At 38.0% G+C, this 20,184-nt stretch carries 17 protein-coding genes; all 17 read right to left on the bottom strand.

Features of this window, described 5'->3' with window-relative positions:
* Positions 1-29: 29 nt before the first annotated feature.
* The 17 genes from ACFYKX_RS19340 to ACFYKX_RS19260 all read right to left on the bottom strand — a co-directional run bounded on the left by ACFYKX_RS19340 (position 30) and on the right by ACFYKX_RS19260 (position 20,072).
* Positions 30-1,277 (bottom strand): glutamate-5-semialdehyde dehydrogenase, encoded by a 1,248-nt coding sequence (locus ACFYKX_RS19340; protein ID WP_389362722.1) that lies wholly within the window; start codon positions 1,275-1,277, stop codon positions 30-32.
* A 15-nt stretch (positions 1,278-1,292) separates the two neighbouring features.
* Positions 1,293-2,381 carry a glutamate 5-kinase gene (gene proB, locus ACFYKX_RS19335; RefSeq protein WP_389362721.1) on the bottom strand — a complete coding sequence of 363 codons (1,089 nt, stop codon included), beginning with the start codon at positions 2,379-2,381 and terminating at the stop codon, positions 1,293-1,295.
* Positions 2,382-2,767: 386 nt separating this feature from the next.
* The gene (locus ACFYKX_RS19330) at positions 2,768-4,315 is read right to left on the bottom strand and encodes an acyl-CoA carboxylase subunit beta (protein WP_389362720.1); all 1,548 of its coding nucleotides are present in this window, start codon (positions 4,313-4,315) and stop codon (positions 2,768-2,770) included.
* 24 nt (positions 4,316-4,339) lie between these two features.
* The gene (locus ACFYKX_RS19325; RefSeq protein WP_389362719.1) at positions 4,340-5,986 is read right to left on the bottom strand and encodes an AMP-binding protein; all 1,647 of its coding nucleotides are present in this window, start codon (positions 5,984-5,986) and stop codon (positions 4,340-4,342) included.
* A 244-nt stretch (positions 5,987-6,230) separates the two neighbouring features.
* Positions 6,231-6,971, bottom strand: coding sequence for a Cof-type HAD-IIB family hydrolase (locus ACFYKX_RS19320; RefSeq protein ID WP_389362718.1), 741 nt, complete (start codon positions 6,969-6,971; stop codon positions 6,231-6,233).
* Positions 6,972-7,001: 30 nt separating this feature from the next.
* Positions 7,002-8,300: a M20 family metallo-hydrolase gene (locus ACFYKX_RS19315; RefSeq protein WP_389362717.1), complete on the bottom strand. Its 1,299-nt coding sequence runs from the start codon at positions 8,298-8,300 to the stop codon at positions 7,002-7,004.
* Entirely contained in the window at positions 8,293-9,243 is a 951-nt protein-coding gene (locus tag ACFYKX_RS19310; protein WP_389362716.1) for an MBL fold metallo-hydrolase, read from the bottom strand. The genes ACFYKX_RS19315 and ACFYKX_RS19310 overlap by 8 nt, the downstream gene beginning before the upstream one ends.
* 238 nt (positions 9,244-9,481) lie before the next feature.
* Complete coding sequence (locus ACFYKX_RS19305) at positions 9,482-10,621, bottom strand: glycerate kinase (RefSeq protein WP_389362715.1); 1,140 nt, start codon at positions 10,619-10,621, stop codon at positions 9,482-9,484.
* Between the two features lie 23 nt (positions 10,622-10,644).
* Positions 10,645-11,541, bottom strand: coding sequence for a DMT family transporter (locus tag ACFYKX_RS19300; protein ID WP_389362714.1), 897 nt, complete (start codon positions 11,539-11,541; stop codon positions 10,645-10,647).
* 107 nt (positions 11,542-11,648) lie between these two features.
* Complete coding sequence (locus tag ACFYKX_RS19295) at positions 11,649-12,320, bottom strand: GNAT family N-acetyltransferase (RefSeq protein WP_389362713.1); 672 nt, start codon at positions 12,318-12,320, stop codon at positions 11,649-11,651.
* A 28-nt stretch (positions 12,321-12,348) separates the two neighbouring features.
* Complete coding sequence (locus tag ACFYKX_RS19290) at positions 12,349-13,224, bottom strand: carbon-nitrogen hydrolase family protein (protein ID WP_389362712.1); 876 nt, start codon at positions 13,222-13,224, stop codon at positions 12,349-12,351.
* A gap of 157 nt (positions 13,225-13,381) precedes the next feature.
* Complete coding sequence (locus ACFYKX_RS19285; protein ID WP_389362711.1) at positions 13,382-13,744, bottom strand: winged helix-turn-helix transcriptional regulator; 363 nt, start codon at positions 13,742-13,744, stop codon at positions 13,382-13,384.
* 849 nt (positions 13,745-14,593) lie between these two features.
* Positions 14,594-14,899 (bottom strand): hypothetical protein, encoded by a 306-nt coding sequence (locus ACFYKX_RS19280; RefSeq protein WP_389362710.1) that lies wholly within the window; start codon positions 14,897-14,899, stop codon positions 14,594-14,596.
* 75 nt (positions 14,900-14,974) lie between these two features.
* Positions 14,975-16,693, bottom strand: a complete 1,719-nt coding sequence (locus ACFYKX_RS19275; protein WP_389362709.1) for an ABC transporter ATP-binding protein — start codon at positions 16,691-16,693, stop codon at positions 14,975-14,977.
* 202 nt (positions 16,694-16,895) lie between these two features.
* A complete protein-coding gene (locus ACFYKX_RS19270) occupies positions 16,896-18,407 on the bottom strand; it encodes a peptidase M3A and M3B thimet/oligopeptidase F (protein ID WP_389362708.1) in 1,512 nt (503 codons plus the stop codon).
* Between the two features lie 135 nt (positions 18,408-18,542).
* Complete coding sequence (locus tag ACFYKX_RS19265; RefSeq protein ID WP_389362707.1) at positions 18,543-18,815, bottom strand: hypothetical protein; 273 nt, start codon at positions 18,813-18,815, stop codon at positions 18,543-18,545.
* A 195-nt stretch (positions 18,816-19,010) separates the two neighbouring features.
* Positions 19,011-20,072, bottom strand: coding sequence for a M42 family metallopeptidase (locus ACFYKX_RS19260; RefSeq protein WP_389362706.1), 1,062 nt, complete (start codon positions 20,070-20,072; stop codon positions 19,011-19,013).
* Between the last annotated feature and the right edge of the window lie 112 nt (positions 20,073-20,184).

Here is a 20,184-nt window from a genome sequence, read left to right as displayed (position 1 = left end):
CATGAGTAGGTTCACTCATGCCCTATTTATTACTCACGCACCTGACCTTGACCGTATATAAAATACTTGCTAGAGGTTAAGGCCGGTAGACCCATCGGCCCCCTCGCATGCAGTTTCTGCGTACTAATTCCAATTTCTGCTCCATATCCGAATTCAAATCCATCTGTAAATCGGGTAGATGCATTATGATAAACAACAGCTGCATCAACCTTTGTTAAAAATAGATTTGCATGTTCCGAGCTTGAGGTAATAATGGCTTCAGAATGTTTCGTACCGTACTTGTTAATGTGCTCGATCGCTTCTTGAACATTTCTTACTACTTTTACACTAACCGTTAAGGCTAAGTATTCAGTAGACCAATCCTCTTCTGTCGCGTGTTTAGCAGATGGATAAGCTTTACAAACTGTTTCATCTCCATACAGTTCGATTTTTTGTTTAGTCAATGCATCTAGAAGTTTAAGTCCATATAATTCAAACCACTTCTCATGTATTAAGATCGTTTCTATCGCGTTACAAACAGATGGTCTTTGCGTTTTCCCATTAATCGAGATATCTTTAGCCATTTCTAAATTAGCTGTCTCATCAATGAATATGTGGCAGTTTCCTGCTCCAGTTTCCAGAACGGGTACTGTAGATTCTTTTATGACCGTTTCGATTAGGTTCTTCCCCCCTCGAGGAATTAGAACATCCAAGTAATCTTTAAGATTAAATAGCTCTTTAGCCGTTTCTCTACTCGTATCTTCAATGAGTTGTACAGCATCAACTGGAATCTTCGTTTGTTCTAATGCTTGATGAATGGATTGTAGTAGTGCCATGTTTGAATGTTTTGCCGACGAGCTACCTCTTAATATAACAGCATTTCCAGTTTTTAATGATAAGGTTGCTGCATCAATGGTCACATTTGGTCTGGCCTCATAAATCATCCCTATAACACCAATAGGTACTCTTTTCTTTTTGATTAATAACCCATTTTCTTTTTCAATTCTCTCCAACTCTTCACCAATGGGATCCTTTAAGTTGATTAATAGCCTAATAGCCGTAGACATATCCTCTATTCTTTTTACCGTTAACAATATCCGGTCCAGTACAGATTCTGTTAGTCCTTTCGCCTTCCCCTCATCAATATCCTTTTGATTTTCTGAAAGTAGAAAGGGAATATCAGCGATGAGTTGTTTGGCAATTTTCTCTAATGCTTTATTCTTCTCGTTAGTTGGTATATCCATTAATGAAAAACTAGCTTGTTTTGCTTTCTTTCCTTTCGTAACAACCTCACTCATTCTTTCTCCCCCAATCTATATTCGAACCCATTTATCCCGATGTATGACTTCTATGGAAGATAAGGCTAACTCGTCACTTCTTTTTCCCATTAAACCTTTTAGCTCTTCTGAAGAAAATAAAACTTCGCCTTTCCCTAGGAGCCCATTTTTACCTATAACTTCGACGACATCCCCTTTATTGAATGTTCCCTTAATATCATATATGCCAGCCGGAAGTAAGCTACTCCCTTTTGATAAAAGTGCTAATTCTGCACCATGATCGATTAAGAGTTGACCGGAGACTGTGGAGTGCAGAGAAATCCACTGTTTTTGATTGGTCACTGTTGTAAGTAGCTTATTTTCTATATACGTTCCATCTCCACCTTTATCTAAAATCTTTAGAAGTTTTTGTTCACCTTCACCCGTTCCAATAAATACACGTACACCTAAGGAGAGAGCTGTCTTAGCGGCAATTAATTTGGATTTCATTCCACCTGTCCCCACTTTTGACCCAGTACCTTCTGCAGCCACCAATAACTCATCGGTAATTTCATGAAGCTGGTTTAACCGCTTGGCTAAGGGGTTCTCCCGGGGATTAGAATCATAAAGCCCATTTATATCAGTAAGGATGATAAGCTGTTCGGCATGAACCAATCCACTCACTAAGGCTGAGAGCATATCATTATCACCGAAAGTTAATTCCTCAACCGACACCGTATCGTTTTCATTAATAATCGGTAGAACTCCCCTAGCCAAAAGTTCCATGATGGTCGAGTATGCATTCCTATAACGTTCTTTTTTAGAGAAGTCATTTCGAGTAAGTAGAATTTGGGCTGGAATTATTCCATAAGGGTTCAATTTTTTCATGTATGATTGAATTAATAGACTCTGACCAACAGCTGCAGCAGCCTGCTTTCCCTTTAACGTTACAGGGCGAGCGGGATATCCCAATTTTGAAAAACCAGCTGCCACTGCACCAGAAGAAACTAAAAGTACCTCATGCCCAACTTTCTTAAGTGCGGCAATTGCTTTTACATGATCGTTAAATTTCACCTCGTCCATTTCACCTTTATTGTTGGTCAAGGAACTACTACCAATTTTGACAACAATCCGCATCTTCTTCATAAATGTTCCCCCTAGAACAGGTCATTTTTCATTGGTTAATTCAAATACAAAAAAGCCCTTTTCATCCTATCAACAAGGACGAAAAGGGCTAACTTTTCCGTGGTACCACCTTAATTGGACACATGTATGCATCCCGCTTCTCATGATAACGCAATTTTTGCGCCTATGTATTTCATAGGACTCTGAAGGTAGGTTCAGGCAGCTTATCTGTGATGAAGTCTCCCAGCTAAAAACTCCACTCTCTAACACATAAAGACATGCTTACTAGTCCTTCATTAACGTTCGATTTAATTTTTATTTATTATGCCTAGGAACAGTAAAAATGTCAAGAATGGATTAACTAGTTTTTATAATAAATTTATTGGACAAAAAGTCCTTAAGATGTATTAAATCCCAGTAGGCCATGTAGCCAACTGTCTTTCACTTTTCTCCCTTTTAGATGTAAGTAGGAATTCCAATGATTGGCAGAGGAACTTCCTTGTTTCCTCTGGCTGAATGACATCATCGATTAAATGCTTAGCAGCAGCCTTATATGGTGAACTATCAAAAGACCATGATTTTAATAGTTCTTGTCTCATTTCTTTTGGGTTTTCAGCTTTTGCAATCTCACGACCATAGACGACATTTACTCCTACTTCTGGCCCCGTAAAATTGATTTCAGCGGTTGGCCAAGCAACTACTAAATCGCCTCCCATTCCTGGTCCACACATATTCCCGTAAGCAGCACCGATGCTTTTGCGAATAACGACTGAAATTTTTGGTACTGTAGACAAGGCTAATGCTTGGTTCCACACCATAATTTTCGTAGGCATTTTTGCTTTTTCAGCTTCGCTACTAATACGAAATCCTGGTGTATCATGCAAGAAAATTAAAGGAATATGGTAGGAGTCACAGAGGCAAATGAACTCCGTTGCCTTTTGGCATTCATGCGGTCCAGGAGCACCAGCAAATTGGTTTGGTTGGTTCGCAATGATTCCTACCACATGACCATTCATATGGGCAAAAGATGTAATAAGCGCTCGCCCGAACTTCCTTTGATACTCAAAAAATTGACCATCATCTACTAAACTCTCGATAATCTTTTTCATGTCATACACACGATTCCGCTGCTGAGGTAAAATGGATAAAACCTCATCAACCGTTCGATAAGGATCATCATTAGATAACTTCATCGCTGGACGTTCTTCAGCGTTTTGAGGCATATACTCAAAAAATGTTTTTAACGCCTCAATACATTCTTCCTCTGTACTTCCATCATGATCAATTTGCCCAGTGAATTGATTATGAACGTCCACTCCACCTAGTTCTTCTGGTGTCATCTTTTGCCCGTTTGCAAGCTCTAGCATTCTTGGACCTGCAATCGCCATACATGTTCCTTGGAGCTGAGTAACGAAATCCGAGGAAACAGCTGACCATGTTGGACCTCCAAAGCTATCTCCTAAAATAGCAGACATGGTAGGGACTTGGCGATGGGTTGTTAGCATTTCTCTTGGAAAAAGCATGTTGCTAATGCCGTCAGATCCCATTCCATCAGGCATCCTTAGCCCCCCGCCTTCATTTAATACAAAAAGCGGGAGACCATTTTTAATGGCAAACTCATGAATTTTTTTCGACTTTCGAATATGAACATTCCCCTCGGTTCCTGCAAAAACCGTCTTATCCCCAGCAGAAATGACTGCAGCTCTCCCATTTACTTTTCCAATCCCTACAATTAACCCATCTCCGTAGCTTTTTCCTTCCATTCCTGCTACGTCAGAGGTATTCAGCATTCCAAGCTCCTGAAATGAATTGGAATCAACTAATCTATCAATTCTTTCTCTCGCTGTAAAATAACCTCTTTCGTGTTGCTCGTCGATTTTCTTTTGACCGCCTCCTAGTAGAGCTGCCTTTTTTCTATCTGCTAATTCATTTGTCAGTTGTTGTATAGTATCCATTTTAATCTCCTTTATTTACTAAATTTAATCTTTTAAAAGCTTTCGCAATACTTTCCCTGATGGAGTAGCAGGGAGTGCTGAGATGAACTGAACGAACCTCGGATATTTGTAAGCCGCCATATGCTCTTTAGACCAGTCAATAATCTCTTGTTCAGAAACCTTTCCTTTATATGAATCTTGTAAGACGACGAATGCTTTGACACTTTCCCCACGGGTCGGATCAGGAACTCCAATTACAGCTGATTGGCGAATAGCTGGATGGTTGTTTAATAACGCTTCCACATCCTCTGGAAATACACTATAACCCGAGCATTTAATCATTTCTTTTACACGACCTTGGAAAAATAAGTATCCGTCCTCGTCAAGATACCCGATGTCACCTGTATGAACCCATCCATCTTTTAGGGTTTCTGCTGTTGCTTCGGGGCGATTTAAATAACCTTTAAACACTCCAGGATTCTTTACAACGATTTCTCCCGATTGTCCTTGTTGAAGCTCTTCACCCGTTTCGGGATGTAGAATTCGGATTTCTGTTTCATATATGGGAATTCCGCAGGAACCGAATTTAATGTTCTCCTTTGGCATGAATGTGTCACATGTATGTGTTTCACTTAAGCCGTATGCAGCTTCATACATAACACACCCTTTTGTAACCGCTTTCCATTTATTCGCTAGATCTTCCGTTACCTGCAATCCGAAGCTTGTTACTAAATTATTTTTCAAACTTGTGAGGTTTCTTTCAGCAATATCCGGAATTTGTAAGATAGCCCCGTTCATAGGTGCGATACTATACCAGGACGTGATTTTATATCGCTCTATTGTCTGTACGGTTGCAAACGGATCAAATCTTGTAAACAACACGCAAGGAATTCCGGTGTAAATCGGCATATTAACTCCCATTACCATTCCCGCAATATGGCTTAAAGGTGCATTTGCCATGATTCGATCTTCCTTGCTAATTCCGTTAGCCTGCGCGGAAGCAGCTGCCTTAAATAAAGCATTTCCATACGTAAGTTGAGCACCTTTTGGCCTTCCCGTAGTCCCAGAGGTAAATACCATTAATCCAATATCATTCCATAAGTCAATCTGCTCACTCTTTTCAAGAGAGGGGTACATATTTATTGCAGTTTGAAAATCGTCAGCTCCGCTAAAATTTCTTTTTGGAAAAGTCAATTCTTCACAAATAGGTAATGCCGGTTTGTCTGGTATGTAGTCCTTATAGTTTGTTGTAACGGTAAATGCTAATGAGTCCGTATTCGCTTTTTGTAATTCTGCGTAACCATCATCACTTGTGACGATTCCATAGATAGGGGTTTCTTCAAAAAAGTATGTTAGCTCATCCGCTTTGTACATTGGATTTAGCGGAACTACTATCCCACCTAACTGTTGGATGGCATAATGCGCAATGATATATTGCGGACAATTTTGTAAATACAAACCTACACAAGTACCTTTGATAACACCCTTTTGCTTTAAATAGCTAGCAAAACCGTTAACCTCTTCTAATAGACTGTGCCAGCAAATTTCATTTCCATAGAAAATATAAGCTGTTCTGTCCCCCTTATTTCTTGCGTGATCCACTAAATACTCATATAACGTCTTCTCTCCTTGTTGATACACCAATTCACTTGGTAAACTCGCTGGCCAATACTTGCGCACTTTCTCAACCATACGTACTCCTCCTTATTAAATAATAAACATTCTAACCGGTTGGTATCTATTTACTAAAAGAAAAAGCGTTCAAAGACGCTAAAAAAACCGATTCTGATGCCACAAATCGTTTTGAAATTAGAATTTTCTGAATTATAAACCATTTCCATTATACTACCAATAAACCATCTATTCAAGCTAGGATTAAAAGAGCCTCAACGAATTTATTTTCGTTAAGGCTCTCTAATCTTTTCGCTATTTAATTCTATTCATTTAAAACCCATTTATGAATCGCTTGTGCCACTCCACTTTCGTTGTTGGTACCAGTTACCCAATCTGCAGCTTCCTTTACAAGTGGTTGGGCATTCCCCATTGCTATTCCTAGACCCACCTGTTCAATCATGGCCAGATCATTCAGGCTATCACCGCAAGCCATAACCTCTTCCATAGATATCCCTAGAAGATTGCAAACCTTTTGGATTCCTTTAGCTTTATTGATCCCAATCGCATTCGCTTCTATATTTGTTAGACTGGAATTCGTAATCTCTAGTTTTCCACTATTTCTAAGCTGGTTCAAAATCAGTTCTCTGATTTCATCTTCCTCAATCTCAAACCCAAACTTAAGCCAGTCATGCGCGGTAATATCATCAGGCATTTCATTGTTCCATACATTTCCGCAGCTAGTTGCCCAAAACTTAGTCTTATGTTCCTGAGAAAGATCCCACATCCATTGGATAAGCTCTGTTTCTACTAGATTTCTTTCCACCAATTCTCCATTAGAATCCCAGATTTCACTTCCATTAACCGTAATTAAATACGAAGAAAGTTTAAGTGACTGGAAATGGTCTTTACATGTCGCGATAGAGCGTCCTGTACTTAATACAACACTAACCCCTTTTTCCTCAGCTGCTTTAATGGCTTTACGATTTTCAGGTGAAATCTCATCTTTTTCATTCAATAAAGTTCCATCCATGTCTAGAGCAATAAGTTTAATGTTGCGAGTCACATCACAGTCCCCTTTATTAGAATTTATATCTTATTCTCCCATCATACTCTCGATAAATTCTTTTAATACATGGACAGAGGTCACACAGTCATTCAAAGATGTCCATTCTTTCGGATTATGACTAATCCCATCCTTGCTTCTAACAAATATCATACTAACTGGCAACTCTCTGCCTAGAATCATGGCGTCGTGTCCTGCTCCACTCGGTATACTTATTGGCTCTATTCCATGTCTCTCCAACACATTTGCCAACTTATTTTGAATATTTTCCTCAATTGGAACTGGCTTTACTCTTGTTTTTTCCTGAATCGCTATCTTTATAGATCTCTTTTCGGCGATTGCTTTTGCCTCTTCTAAAACGAGTTCAACAAGCTGATCACGTGTTTCTTCTTTTATATCCCTAATATCTACATAAAGAGTAACCTCTCCTGGGATGACATTTACTCCGTTGGGCGAGACATTCATTTTACCAACTGTTGCAACTGAAGTTGGGCTTACCTTTTCCGGTAATGTCTCTACAGCTAAAATAAACTCACTTGCTGCAATCAGAGCATCGTTTCGGTCATTCATCGGTGTGTTTCCAGCATGGCCAGCTTTTCCAGTAAAAATGATTTCCACCCAACACGGGCCTGCAATCCCATTCACAATTCCAACTGGAAGATTAGCTTTCTCTAAGCGTTTTCCTTGTTCGATATGTACTTCTACAAAAAATTCAAGATCGTTTTTTTCTCGTTTTGCCATTTTAAACTTTTCAAGTGTGGTACCGTATTCTTCTAAAACGGTTGTAAAGGAATCTCCATTAAAATCATTCAGTTTTATTTGTTCTTCATAATTAATGCTTCCCATCATTGCCATACTTCCAGTTAGACCACCATTAAATCTTGATCCTTCTTCATCCGAAAAAATGATGACTTCAAATGGTTTTAATGGATTGTGATCGGTTTCCCTCCATGCTTCGACCACCTCAAGGGCCGCTAATACTCCTAGAGGACCATCAAAATGACCTCCATTGGGAACGCTATCTACATGAGAACCTGATGCAATGGCAGGCAGTTGGTTGTTATGCCCTTCTAATCTCCCAAATACATTCCCTGCCCCATCCTCATGAACGTCAAGCCCTGCTTCTTTCATCCAAGTTTTCACTAGTTCTTTTGCTTGTTTCTCTTCTTTTGAAAAACCTGGTCTATTGCTACCCCCTGCTGATGTAAATCCAATCTTAGATAATTCATATAAGCGTTTTGCTACTCTTTCTCCGTTAATTCCATTGTTACTAAGTGCTGAATTATAATCCGCTAATAGTTTTTCAAGGAAATTCTCCGGACTAATCATGTTCTTCATCTCCATTCTTCTCTGCCCAATAAGTTTCTCCTATTGCAAGTACCTTCAACATCTCTTGACCTAACCCTAAGCAATTCCATTCATTCGTCAAACGCTCTAAAGCTTCCGGCCCAGTATCATCTGCAAGTCTATATGCTCCATAATGCATAGGGATAAATATTTTCCCTTTTAATTCTAGAAATGCTTTAATTGAATCTTCTGGATTTATATGGGAAATCTTCATGAACCACTCTGGTTCATAGGCACCAATAGGCATTAAGATTATATCTAGATTGAACCGCTCTGAAATATCTCTAAATCCTCTAAAGTAACCTGTATCTCCTACAAAGTAAATGGATGGACTAGATTTAGAATCTTCCATCACCCATCCACCCCAATGGGATGTGTTTGTATCGTTAATCGACCTCTTTGTCCAGTGCTGTGCTGGTACAAAGGAAATATTCAATTCTTGATATGTAAAAGTGTCCCACCAATTTGCTTCAATAACCTTTTTATAGCCTCTGCGAGTGAAAGCTGATTTTAATCCGATAGGTACGTAAAAGGTTGGGGACCCAGGAAGCTTTTTTATTGTTCCAAAATCAAGATGATCATAATGCCCATGGGAAATGACTACCATATCGATTTCTGGAAGTTGATTAATAGGAATTCCAGGCTCTGTCAGTCTTTTTTGAACCCCCATCCTTTTAGCCCAAACAGGATCAGTTAAAATATTTTTCCCATTTATCTGAATTAAGAAGGTTGAGTGCCCAATCCAAGTTATTGAAGAGTTTGTATTGTTTTCATGGAGTTGCTGGACTTCTATTTGTTCAGCATGTGGAATCTGAACCGTTAGATCCTTCTTTTTGGACCTTCTTTCCTTATTCCACCTCAACATATCTGAAAAAGATGTACCATTTTGGACATGATCATAGTTTTCATACCTTTTACGACTCAAAGCTCTCTCCCTCATTTACGTAATTTCTATTTATTTTTATGAGTTAAGTTTAGTCATTTTAAGACAAATTAGCAAAAAATCTAGCTTTAAGGCTAACGGTTATATAAAGGCTTTTTTCGAGAAGGGATATATTAGAAAATTTATAAAATAAATTAAACAAAATTGCATTATGTATAGGTCGACTAAAAATTTAAAAAGCTGATTACCTATTTGGATAGATAATCAGCTTTTCATAATTCTATAAGGTGTTGGATATTTTCATCAATGATGCTATATCCCTAGATAACCTCTCTATGTATCTACTTGCATTTAAGAAAGCATCTTCTTTAGTCGTGATTCCTGGAACAATACTAAACAAAGCGTCAATTCCATATTCATAGACAATATCGCTATCGTTTGTAACATTTCCAGCAATAGCAATAACTGGAACACCATGTGACTTTGAAACTCTTGCTACTCCTATCGGTGTCTTTCCATATATGGTTTGATGATCAATTTTTCCTTCCCCTGTAATAACGAGAGTAGCCCCTCTTACCACCTCTTTAAATTGAGTTGCTTTCAACACAATATCAATTCCACTCTTAAGTTCTGCGTTTAAAAAGGCCATTAATCCAGCACCTAGCCCCCCAGCAGCTCCTGCACCCGGAATTCCGTTCACATCTTTCCCTAGCTTCTTTTGAATGATAGATGCATAGTGAGATAGATTATAGTCGAGTTCCGAAATCATTTCAGCAGTTGCACCCTTTTGTGGTCCAAAGATGACGGAAGCTCCCTTTTCACCCGTTAGAGGGTTATCAACGTCACATGCTACTTCAATTTTCACATGCTTTAATCGTTGGTCCATTCCAGTTAGATCTATTTCATAAAGATCCTTAAGTGACCCACCACCATTGCCTATCTCCCTACCATCTTTATTTAATAGTTTTATCCCTAGAGCCTTTGCCATTCCTGCCCCACCATCATTCGTTGCACTACCACCAATCCCAATAATGATATGGGTCACTCCGTAATCAAGTGCAGCAACCATTAATTCGCCTGTGCCCACTGAAGTAGTTATTAAGGGATTTCTTTTTTCAAACGGTACTAGGTGGAGACCTGAAGCAGAAGCCATCTCAATCACAGCTGTTTCCCTATTTCCTAATAAACCAAAAAAGGCATCTACTGGGTTACCAAGTGGACCCGTTACTGTCTTATTTACAATTTTCCCACCTGTTGCGTGAACAAGTGAATCAACAGTTCCCTCTCCACCATCAGCCATTGGTATTTTCATAAAAGTTGCTTCTGGGAATATTTTTCTAAAACCATTTTCGATGGAATCCGCGACTTGTCGGGATGTTAGACTCTCCTTGAAGGAATCTGGTGCAATTACAATTTTCATAGAACACCTCTATCCATAAACTATTATCCTACCATTTTTTCTTTTCGAATTTTTCTAGCTCCAACTTTAATATCAGAAATTAGGAATACACTCGTCAGGATAACTGCTAACCCTGCAATAATTCCAAACGTAATTTTTTCTCCTAAGAATAGGGCACCCCAAATAACGCCAAAAAAAGGAACAAGTAAAGTGACACTTAATGTATTCGTTGGTCCAACATTTTCAATTAAGTAGAAATAAAGTAAATAGGCAACGGCTGTACATAGTAGTGCTAGACCTAGAATCGAGTAAATAATGCTTGTGCTAACTGCCATACTCGGTATTTGTGTAACTGTAAAAGGAATTAATAAAAGGGCTGCCCCTAGTTGTTGCCCGATAGCAAGAGTCATGGGTGCTACACCTTTAAACGTGAGTTTTGTATAAATACCGCCCACACCATAAGAAAAAGCAGCAACAATGGAGAAGCAGACAGACATGATTACTTCCTTCGATAAAGGAATTGGACTCCATCCAACTAACAGGATAACCCCGAAGATTCCCAATACAATTCCAACCCATTTTTTCATATTAAGTTTTTCTTTTAACCAGAACCAACTTACAATCGCTGTAAATAGTGGTGTCGTTGAATTTAAAATGGCCGCTAATGATGCATTCAAATGTATGGTAGCCGTAGCAATTAATACAAATGGCAATGCTGCATTTAAGGCACCAATCATCAAGTACTGCTTCCAGTGTGTTCGTAGATTTGGCACCTTTCTCATAAACACTGTATAGAGTAATAACGCTACTCCAGCAATAAGAACCCTTAGTTCTATCGTAAGAAAAGGACCGATTACTGGGGAAGCAACCCGCATAAAAAGAAAAGAGGCTCCCCAAAGCCCGGCTAATATAAACAATATCGTAATATCTTTTATTTTCATATAGACTCCTTATTTAGAAACGAAATAACAGAACATTCTCATTCATTATATACCCTTTACTGCATATAAAAAAGTACATCACCTTCTTAAAGTGATGTACCATTGGATTATAGTGGAAGCAATTCAACCGTTTGTTTACTTTTTAAGTTCTCAACCATTTTAAGCCACGCTTGAGGTTTATTAGAGAGAACGGCATAATACGTCGTTAAGAAATCTGCCACTAATTGGGCAGGGATTTCATTCACTTCATCATTTGATGGCATGAAGCACAGGTCTAGCCCTTTCACTGCCTCTCCATCATTTTTCCAAGAAGGGTGTACATATTCGAAATCAAGACGTTTGTAGCCAAGGTGAGATAGAACTTCTCTTCTTACATAAGGATTCATTGGTTTAACTCCACCAAATTCATGATCCCCTAACTGATATGGGTCATAGATTTCAGCAAACATCCCGAATAATTCTTTCCCATTTTCTTGGGCCAATCGATTTAAGTCTTTTAAACGATTTTGAGCAAGAAAACGCCCTAAACTTAGACCTGGACGACCAATAATCGTAAAGTCAGTCATCGCAATGTTCCAGTCTGGATAATAGCGATATTCTGTAGAGCCCACTACTTCATCATCTTTTACCGCAACAAATACACGGATGCTTGGATCCTCTAAAGGTTCTTTCCACAATTCAAACTCTAAAACTTCCTCAGGAGGGAAAACTTCTTTCATTAGATCATGCATTTTTGCAAATAAAGGATCTTCAATACTAGTAATTCTGATATATTCCATTGTTCAACGCTCCTATAATTTCGTTTTCTTATCCTTCTATACTTTTGTTTTCCCAGTCTACATATAAGTCTGTTCGGCGGTCTCTCCACGTTGTAACAGACCCACTTTCACGTACCTCATATAAAAGAGTTAAATCCAGGTCAGCCGTAACTATCATATCATCATTTAGTTCCCCTTCAACCATTAACCCTTTTGGCGGAAATGGGATATCATTAGGCGTAATAACCGCAGCCTGACCAAAGTTAGCTCTCATAAAATCCACCGTAGGAAGAGAGCCTACTGTTCCTGTTAGAACCACATATACTTGGTTTTCAATTGCACGAGCATGACTTGTATAACGGACACGATGGAAACCGTGACGATCATCTGTACAAGAAGGGCAAAAAATAACATCTGCTCCTTGAGCTTTTGCCATTCTAACGATTTCCGGAAATTCGATATCGTAACAAGTTAAGATGGCAATTCTTCCTTTAGCTGTATCGAAGACTCTGAAATCCTCTCCAGCCTGCATATTCCACTCGTTCACTTCGGTTGGAGTAATATGGAGCTTTGCTTGCTCTTCAACCCTACCGTCTGGATAAAATAGATGAGCAACATTGTAGAGTTTCCCACCGCGATTAATGACATGAGTTCCACCAATAATATGCATGCCTGTCGTTACAGCAAAGGTAGTAAACAGGTTTAAATACTGATCTGTAAAACCTGGCAATTCATTAATGGTTAATTTTGTACCTTGCTCACTTCCGATAGAAAGCAACTGAGTTGTAAAAAACTCAGGGAATAAAACAAATTCAGAACCGTATTCTTGAGCTGTTTTTATATAATGTTCACACTGATCGGCGAATTGTTGAAATGATTGAATGGTGTGCACATGATACTGCACAGCGGAGACACGAAATTTCATAGGAAAATCCCCCTTACGAAAAGATGATAACAAAAAGAACATTTGTCTTTTTTGATTATCAAATAAAAAAGCCAGTACCACAAGTACTGACTTTTTTGTAAGGTGGTTACCTTCAAGTAACTATTGTTTTATTAAAGGGTTTCAGGCTTAATTTTCTCTAATTTTTAAAGTCCTTTATTCGCTTTTTACCCCACTCATACATCATATCTACAATGGGTAGTAGCGATTCTCCCAGTTCAGTAAGAGAATATTGCACTCTTGGAGGTACTTCCGGGAATGCTTCTCTTTTAACAATTCCGTCCTCAATCAGTTCCTTTAGCTGACTAGATAGCATCTTTTGCGTAATTTTTGGCAAGAGTTTTTGGAGTTCGCTAAATCGATACGATCCATCTTTTCCCAAGTACCAGATGATCACCATTTTCCACTTTCCACTGATGACCGATAAAGTTAATTCCTTCTCGCAGTTAAAATCTCCATTTTCAATTTTCTCTTTTATCTCTTTTCTTAAGCTATCCGCCATCACAATACCTCGTTACTTATTTTAATAGATCTTCCAGACGTTTGTAGTTAAGTTCCATTATACATAAAAAGAACCCATTAATAAATCAAAGGGCCTTTAATAAGAAAGCACAGCTCTCTTAGGAACTGTGCACTCATAAGGTATTTTTAAATAAGTTTTTAAACCATATCTCGTTGGCAGGGATTCATGTTGACACCATTATTTTTTTCAGGTTTCGCGGGGTAGAGGCTTCTTCTGATACCGTCATTTACTTTTTTCCTTGATTTCATGGTGTCAGAGGTTCCTTTTGATACCGTCATTTTCTCTTTCCCTTGGTTTCATGGTGTCAGAGGTTCCTTTTGATACCGTCATTTCCTTTTTCCCTTGGTTTCATGGTGTCAGAGGTTCCTTTTGATACCGTCATTTCCTTTTTCCCTTGGTTTCATGGTGTTAGAGGTTCCTTTTGATACCGTCATTTTCTTTTTTCCTTGATTTCATGGTGTCAGAGGTTCCTTTTGATACCGTCATTTTCTCTTTTCCTTGATTTCATGGTGTCAGAGGTTCCTTTTGATACCGTCATTTCCTCTTTTCCTTGGTTTCATGGTGTCAGGGGTTCCTTTTGATACCGTCATTTCCTCTTTTCCTTGGTTTCATGGTGTCAGGGGTTCCTTTTGAAACCGTTATTTTCTCTTTCCCTTGGTTTCATGGTGTCAGAGGTTCCTTTTGCACCATCATTTTCTCTTTTCCCAGTTTTCGCGGGCTAGACGCTCTTTTTAGAACGTCATTCTTCTTTTCCCAGCGTTCACCGTGTCAGGAGTCCTCATTGTTTAGGAAAGATTTCAGCATCTTCATCGTCCCAACAGTAAGAGCCTACATATCGTCCCCTCCATCATCTCCACCATCAAAATCATCATTCGGTTCATCCGTATCAAAGAACTCATTAATTTTACCAATAATTCCATCACCATAATCATTGATATCATCATCTTCTTCAACATTTTCTTCAAGCTCATCTGTTAGAAGATCAGTCTTTATGATTTCTACATCATCTTTTGGATTACTCCCCATAAATTGGCTAAGAGAAACCGTTTCTAAAGCTTTTTCACGATCCGTAAACATAAAGATTCCTACAATGATGATAAATAATAAAATGATTGCGATGAAAGCAAGCAGCATTGGACATCACCCTCCTTATATTTAATAAGAAGGTATTCAGACAAACTAAATTTATAACTGGTTTAATGGCTGTTTTTATGTTCTTTGATATTGGACACTATGAAGATTTGCAAAAATCCCGCCACGTTCAATCAATTCATCATGGCCACCTTGCTCTGCAATCCCGTCCTCCGTTACGACGACAATTCGATCTGCATTACGAATGGTTGCAAGCCTATGAGCAATTACTAGCGTCGTTCGGTCTTTAGCTAGCTCTGTTAACGCATTCTGAATAATCAATTCTGTTTCTGTATCAAGAGCTGACGTGGCTTCATCTAATATAAGGATTGGAGGATTTTTCAAGAACATTCGAGCAATCGCTATTCTTTGCTTTTGTCCACCAGATAACTTTAAGCCTCTTTCTCCAATTTGTGTTTCATACCCATACGGCAAAGAATTAATGAAGTCTTCTAAATGAGCACGTTTCGCAGCGTCTCTTATTTCTTCCTCTGTTGCATGAAGCTTTCCGTAAGCAATATTTTCTCTTAGCGTGCCTGTAAATAAGAATACGTCTTGTTGAACGATTCCTATTTGAGAACGTAAAGACTCCTTCGTCATGTCACGGATATCAATGCCATCTATGGAAATGCTTCCATCGTTTACATCGTAAAAACGCGGGATAAGTGAACAGATGGTTGTTTTTCCCGCACCAGAAGGCCCAACAAAAGCAACGGTCTCCCCAGCTCTTATATCAAGATCTATTCCTTTTAAAATGGTCTTTGAATCATCATAACTGAATTCGACGTTGTTAAAAGCAATATCTCCTCTTAAACTAGCTACTTCAACCGCATCCTCTCGATTGACGACTTCTGGATAAGTATCAATGAGTTCCGTAAATCTTTTAAATCCTGCCATGCCTTTAGGATAAAGTTCTAACAACGCACTAATCTTATCAATTGGTTTAAAAAGGACATTTACATAGAGAACAAAACCAACAAGCTCTCCATATGAAAGTTTTCCACTAAAGCTTAACCATGCACCATAAACAAGAACAATAAGAATAAATAATCTAGTCATCATATAAATACCAGACGAGCTAAATGACATCGTTTTATATGCTGCTAATTTGGATAAGCGAAATCTTTTGTTATTTTTTGTAAATCTAGATATCTCATATTCTTCGTTTGTAAAAGACTGAACAACACGAACCCCAGATACACTATCTTCTACCTGTCCATTTACTTCAGCAATATCACGATACATGTTTTTCCATGCCTTATTCATTCTTATGTTACAAAACGCAATTAACCAGATTAAAAAGGGAACGACAATTATCGTAACTAGCGCTAGTTGAACATTGATTGTAAGCATAATCCAGAAAGCACCTATAAATGTCATAAATGCAATAAACACGTCCTCTGGACCGTGATGGGCAAGTTCACCAATGTCCATTAAATCGTTCGTTACACGACTCATAATATGTCCTGTCTTCGTATTATCAAAGAATCGGAAGGACTGCCTTTGAACATGAGTGAATAAATGCTGCCTCATATCTGTTTCTATATTAATTCCCAGCATATGACCCCAATAATTGACGACAAATTGCAAAAGGGTACTCATAATATAAAGTGCTAGTAATCCGGCACTTACAGAAACAATCATAGACCAATTCCCACTAGGTAGTAGAGAATCAATAAACCATTGCACGGCAAGAGGAAAGGCTAATTCTAATAAGGCAACAAAGACCGCACTACTGAAGTCGAGTGTAAATAGCTTCTTATGAGGTACGTAGTACGATAAAAATCGTTTAATCATAAAACTTTTCTCCTTTAATATATCCAAATCTTTTCTGTTATTAAATTACTAAGAATCTAATTAGCTCATTTATCGTTTATACATACTTGTGTATCATACCATAAAATGTAATCTCTATAGGAATCGAAACTACTTTTCCACAAAGAATATCCTCAGCAAAGAAAAGGAGTCAAAAGTTTCCTTTTGACTCTCGGTACTTCTATTAAAGCATATACTCTAATGAAAAATCTTTTCCGCTTATTTTTTTAAAGAGTTCATTATACTTATACATTCCAGAAGGCTTAATAACTTCATGGATTAGAAAGTCCCCAAACTCTTTAGGCTTTTCAATCATTTCTGCACCAAACTTATCCTTAAACACATTTGAAAGCATCGCACAAGTTACATCCCCCATAAAATAGTTATGAAGATAAATTGGATGTGTTGTAAAGTGAATCATATATGCCCACGGTGGTTCCGCCCCAAAAGGCTCCTCTCTTAATACAGCCTTTTGATTAGACCAGTACAATTGATAAATATCATCTAATGTTTCCACGCTATTTTTATAGAAGCTGTGATCAAAAAGAATACGGTTAATTGCCCTTAAGGAGTTAAGCTTGCGATATTCTTTTAAGTTATTGAACTCAGCTTGAACCTTATCCCCTTCTGAGAAGAAATTTTGATAGAATGCTGGGCTGTACAAGAAGCCTTGGAATAAATTCGCTATCCCTTCGCTAATAATCCCACTTACCCCTTCATTTAGAATCACTTCATCTTTATCTAATAAAAACGAGTGAACTGCATGGCCTGTTTCATGAAGCAATACACCATATTCGAAGTATTTATTTTTAACATTAGCCAATATCCTTGAGTCCTTAGCTGTTTCCACGGGGAAATTATAGCCCCATTCCGATTTATTCGCTCTAGGGAAGATATCATACGTAATGTTAAACTTTGAAATATCAATTCCAAACCGATTAAACAATTCTTTAATATGATTATAGTAATCTGACATATCTACATGACTATTCAGAGAAGGCGCAATTTTTGAGTCAACATACTGCTCATCCCAAGGCATAATTTGACCTTGGTTTAAGAATTCCTTTGCATACTTCCCTCTAGCATCATTCATTTTCGGCAATGCTTCATGAAGCTGTGGCAACCAGTTGTCAAAAGTATTTAAATCTAATTCATTTTCTTCTAATTTGTAAGAAATAAAGTTTTCGGAGCCATATGCCTTTGCGTATTCTTTTCTTAAGTTCACGAGATTAATAAAGCCAGCATCCACCATTGGCTTATTAATCTGACTTCTAGCAAAAAAGGCTTCTTTTCTTCTTTCAGAATCATCGTCAGAACCTAGGACCTGCGCTAGATCAACGGAAGATACTTCCTTACCTTGAAACTTAAATCGAAACGTATTTAAGATCTTAGAAAGCTCGTTTACTTGCTTTTGAATTTCCATGTCTAGCTGATTAAGCTCATCGGAAAGATGGTAAGACTTAAATGAACTATGTAGAATCTCTACCTTTCTTTTCTCAACAGGAGAAAGGTCCTTTTCTAATTGTTTTTGAATTTCTTCATAGTAAGCTTTGTTTTTGAGCGTCTCTACAATCTTCTTGTACTGTTCTTGCACGCCAAAATCATATCCCGCCGTATATTGTGTCCACATTAGTTTGCTATATTGTACTTTATGTTCATGTAATTCTTTTGCAATCTCTTCTATCTTATTTAACATGTTCTCAACCCCTATGATTTTATAAAACTATTTACTTCGATTAACGAAATACATACAAACATTATATAGAAGGAATTTTCAGAAATCAATATGTGTTAGAAAAAAGAATTGGTATGAATGAAGTGCTTAAGAAATCTATATCTTATGAATTTTAGTTAAATATTTGGCAAACTGGACACCTACTGTTATAAAAACAAGTATAACCACAATGGTAAAACCAAGAGAGTGGTCCGTTGCCCTAATGTACAATGGCGTGCTAAGTAAACCATCTCTCCAACCAGTATCGCCACTGAAAACAGATCCTTCTAAACGGTATAAAATCGCCCATGATTGATATACTTTAGCAACCACCAATCCCACGACAAATCCAAAAAGACCTCCCCAAAGTTCATTGTTGTCTATATTCACCTTCGTTCACTCCCCTCTTTGAAATCATGAATTCACCGAAACCAATAGACTAGCCTTTTAAATAATATGTAACTCAAACCAATAGTTTACCTTCGTTCACTAATATCTTGACTTAGGGGCCAAAAAGACCAAATCAAATAATGATCTGGTCCCAAGGTGCTTATTAAGTTTTTCTTCTGTTCGACGGACCTCAAATTAAAACGGGAAACTTTGACCCTCATGTAAATTTAAGATAAATGCCTTAACAAGTTCCTTTGTTGCCTCTATATCTCCCATATCAATAACTTCTACAGGTGAGTGTGCGTAACGTGATGGTATAGAAAGTACACCGGTTGGAATACCTTTATTAGCAAATGTTACAGCACCTCCGTCTGTTCCGATCCCAGGAAACACCTCCAACTGGTAAGGAATTTCCTGTTGTTCTGCCAATTGAATCAGTTGATCCTTCATCGTCCTATGGACAATTAAACTAAAGTCCATGACTTTGATGCCCGTTCCTCTTCCAAGGCCTAATGTCTGATCCATGGTTTCTTCTGGTGTATCACTTACAGCAGTTGTATCAATCGCAATAGCCGCATCCGCTTGCATGTGTTCAGCTGCTGTTTTTGCCCCTCTTAACCCTACTTCTTCTTGTACAGTAAATAAGAAAATGATTTCTCCAGCAAAAGATATTTCCTGAAGTTCTTCTAGTACTTGAACTAAAACAGCACAACCCGCACGATCATCTAGTGCCTTCGCTCTTACTCTTGGGCGGTTCACTGGACCAAACACTTGGAATTCAGTTCCCCAGGTGATTGGAGTGCCAATGTTAATTCCCATTTCCAGTACTTCATTTTTTGATAATGCACCTACATCAATATACATTTGACTATGCTTTCTAACTTTTGAAGGATCATCAAACTTCACATAATGAGCAGACATCGTGCCGATTACACCTTGTACCACTCCGTTAGAGCCACTAATTTTTACAGGCTGAGCTAGAAGAATTCTGTCATCATGTCCTCCTAGTTTTTCAAAACGTATTAATCCGTTTTCTTCAACCTTTTTCACGATAAATCCAATTTCATCCATATGCGCGGTTAAAATAACTGTCGGACCTGGCTTAGTTCCTTTTTTTCTAGCAATAACATTTCCTATCGGATCGACATTTACTTCATCTACTTTATCTGCTAGGTAATCTCTTAAAAAATATGTAACAGAATGCTCGTAACCACATGGTCCATGTAGGTTTGTTAGTGTTTTTAAAAGTTCAATCATGTTTGATATCTCCCTCTATTCAAATTTTATTTCTATAATCGAAATAAATATTTACTGTCATTATAGAGTAAGAATTTTCAGAAAGCAATTATAATAAGAAATACCACAGAAC

Source organism: Cytobacillus spartinae (assembly GCF_042865285.1).
Lineage (GTDB): Bacteria > Bacillota > Bacilli > Bacillales > Cytobacillaceae > Robertmurraya_A > Robertmurraya_A spartinae.
Note: the sequence above shows the minus strand (reverse complement) of the source record. Positions and strands in the feature narration are given on the sequence as shown.

Bases quoted from the DNA above. Each gene is read 5' to 3' on its own strand.
- ACFYKX_RS19340 (WP_389362722.1), bottom strand. From the start codon at position 1,277: ATGAGTGAGGTTGTTACGAAAGGAAAGAAAGCAAAACAAGCTAGTTTT.
- proB (WP_389362721.1), bottom strand. From the start codon at position 2,381: ATGAAGAAGATGCGGATTGTTGTCAAAATTGGTAGTAGTTCCTTGACC.
- ACFYKX_RS19330 (WP_389362720.1), bottom strand. From the start codon at position 4,315: ATGGATACTATACAACAACTGACAAATGAATTAGCAGATAGAAAAAAG.
- ACFYKX_RS19325 (WP_389362719.1), bottom strand. From the start codon at position 5,986: ATGGTTGAGAAAGTGCGCAAGTATTGGCCAGCGAGTTTACCAAGTGAA.
- ACFYKX_RS19315 (WP_389362717.1), bottom strand. From the start codon at position 8,300: ATGATTAGTCCGGAGAATTTCCTTGAAAAACTATTAGCGGATTATAAT.
- ACFYKX_RS19305 (WP_389362715.1), bottom strand. From the start codon at position 10,621: ATGAAAATTGTAATTGCACCAGATTCCTTCAAGGAGAGTCTAACATCC.
- ACFYKX_RS19300 (WP_389362714.1), bottom strand. From the start codon at position 11,541: ATGAAAATAAAAGATATTACGATATTGTTTATATTAGCCGGGCTTTGG.
- ACFYKX_RS19295 (WP_389362713.1), bottom strand. From the start codon at position 12,320: ATGGAATATATCAGAATTACTAGTATTGAAGATCCTTTATTTGCAAAA.
- ACFYKX_RS19290 (WP_389362712.1), bottom strand. From the start codon at position 13,224: ATGAAATTTCGTGTCTCCGCTGTGCAGTATCATGTGCACACCATTCAA.
- ACFYKX_RS19285 (WP_389362711.1), bottom strand. From the start codon at position 13,744: ATGGCGGATAGCTTAAGAAAAGAGATAAAAGAGAAAATTGAAAATGGA.
- ACFYKX_RS19280 (WP_389362710.1), bottom strand. From the start codon at position 14,899: ATGCTGCTTGCTTTCATCGCAATCATTTTATTATTTATCATCATTGTA.
- ACFYKX_RS19275 (WP_389362709.1), bottom strand. From the start codon at position 16,693: ATGATTAAACGATTTTTATCGTACTACGTACCTCATAAGAAGCTATTT.
- ACFYKX_RS19270 (WP_389362708.1), bottom strand. From the start codon at position 18,407: ATGTTAAATAAGATAGAAGAGATTGCAAAAGAATTACATGAACATAAA.
- ACFYKX_RS19260 (WP_389362706.1), bottom strand. From the start codon at position 20,072: ATGATTGAACTTTTAAAAACACTAACAAACCTACATGGACCATGTGGT.